Source organism: bacterium (genome assembly GCA_030247525.1).
In the GTDB taxonomy this organism is placed as follows: domain Bacteria; phylum Electryoneota; class JAOADG01; order JAOADG01; family JAOADG01; genus JAOTSC01.
In genome coordinates, this window is record JAOTSC010000279.1 from 1 (window position 1) to 2,218 (window position 2,218).

The 2,218-nt window shown below is 48.3% G+C and carries 1 protein-coding gene; it reads right to left on the reverse strand.

Annotated features, from left to right (window positions below; genetic code table 11):
• On the reverse strand, positions 1–1,929 hold a 1,929-nt coding region (locus OEM52_14955; GenBank protein ID MDK9701433.1), incomplete at its 3' end, for a T9SS type A sorting domain-containing protein.
• Positions 1,930–2,218 lie beyond the last annotated feature (289 nt).

The following is a 2,218-nucleotide window of genomic DNA, read 5'->3' on the forward strand; positions in this document are numbered from 1 at the left end:
AGAACTAACTCCGTTGCTCTCCATTCGTACGAAATAGATACCTGCCGATTGGTTGGCAGGTTTCCACATCACGTGATGGGAACCTGCTACGTACTTGCCATCGGCTAAAGTAGCAATTTCACGACCGGCGACATCGAACACTTTCACGATCGCGTTTCCATTGGTGGGCATCGCAAACTGGATTCTCACTTCTGGATTGAATGGATTCGGATAAGCGCTCAATTTATACTCACCGGGCAATGTCGTGGTCGGATTTTCCGGCGTGCTGACATTATAAAGATGCTGTACGTGAAGCGGCGGATAATCCGGATACAGCAATAGCGAATCGCGGCGGATTTGGTTCGGTGAAACCGACATCACACGAACTGGGTTTAATGTCCAGTCCGCGGATAACGCTTCCTCAAACCATGCCGAACCGCCTGACATATCGTCGATATAACTCACAAACAACGAATCTGTGATGACTTCTTGGACCGACGGCCAAATCTCATTATGAGCTTGGCCAGCGGGTAGACTGTCGCCAGCAGTATTGGTTAAGTTTGTTGGGTGATACCAGCTCATACCATTGTTTGCGGAAACAGTAGCGTACACATCACCACATGGCCAGCCGTTCATACTCATATCACCGTAGTCGTAACGGGTGAACACGACATACAAATCGCCATTGGTTGCGACACCAATTGAGGGTCGATCAATTGTAGAGCGCCACGCTTGAGTTTGTGGAGCATTCCACCAACCATCAGCAACAATTGTGCATGTATCGGGATTCGCTTCCGACCAATGCCACATAAAGCTTGCGGAGCCGGTTAAACCATACACCGGTGGTCCAGCTGTAGTATCGGCAGTGCCATCTTCCCAGAGTCCACGAGTAACAAACACGACGTGTAACTGGTTATTATTGTCGTAAACCAGAGCCGCATCGTTAAAGAATCGAAATGTATCGCCCGCCGCTAAAGTCGTATCGCCGAACAGTGCGAAATGATTCGCTTGCCATCCTCGAAAACGGGTAACATTCAATGCATTAGCAAAGTTCCAAGCGTTCCCGCCATCATTGGAACGAGCAATTTTCAAATCGTTGTTGATTTGCAATGCGAGATAGCCTGCCCATCCTGCCGGGTTCTCATATCCGTTCGGTACATTTGTCTCCGGCCAAGCGACAGCGATGTTATCGGTAGTCCGCGATGTCTGGGTAGCATAGCTGATGCCATAGGTATTGAACCCAGGTACGAATGCACTTGCGGTTTCCAATTCCGTATTCGTTCGGGAATAGTAAATCCGCGAATACGGATAAATGCCTCCCACATCACGTTCACGGGCAAACACATGTGCCATGTTATGCCGGTTGATCGACATAGTTGGCCAGAGAATTGAATCAATTGGTGGATTCACACAAGCCGGTGTCGCGACATCGATAAGAGCATTGGCATAGGCTTCTAAATCGATACCCGTTACACAAGTATACCCAAAACTGGTTCCGGGGCGATGGGCAGTGACTACTGCACGACCATCGCGTCGTACATCGCTGCAATTAAAGCCTGCTCCTACGCCAGTGAAGACCGGGGTTCCGGTTGAGCTTGACCAAGCACCACTAGGATTGCGATAATTGTAGGATACAACCCGGTCTCCGCCACCTGTTAGACGGGCATTCATCCATGATACGTGCAAGTATCCGGCTGAATCACGGGCGATATACTTGTTGGCGGAACCATAGCTAAAGAAATCGCTATAAGTAGTTCCGATTTGCCATACCTGATCGGTCTCGTCGGTCGCAGGAGTAACTACAGGTGCCGACGTTTCAGCCGAAGAAGCTGGTTCAAGCTTGACCGGCGTAGCCGGTGTTGCTGGAGAAAGTTTCAATGATTGTGGAGCGCCAATTGCTACCATTGCAAGAAACGCCATAACAACCAGAACGAATAACATGCGGTTCATTGTTGCCTCCTTTTGAGTCTAAGCAAACCGTGCAAGAGATTGATGAGTATAAGGTAGGGTAACAAACAGACCGAATCAATGATTCTTACCATCATACCCAAAAAAAAGTACGTGAGCTTAAGATCAGATGAAACTAAGAGGTTGTGAGTTTTGAGAATTCCACGTAACTTGCATCACAACCAAGAAATCGAATTGACGCGGCACGAGACTGTGCAACACTTTGGAGTAGAAATGATCTGGTTAACCGAGTATTTGACTTTTCATACTGCAAAGCATCGCGAGTATATCT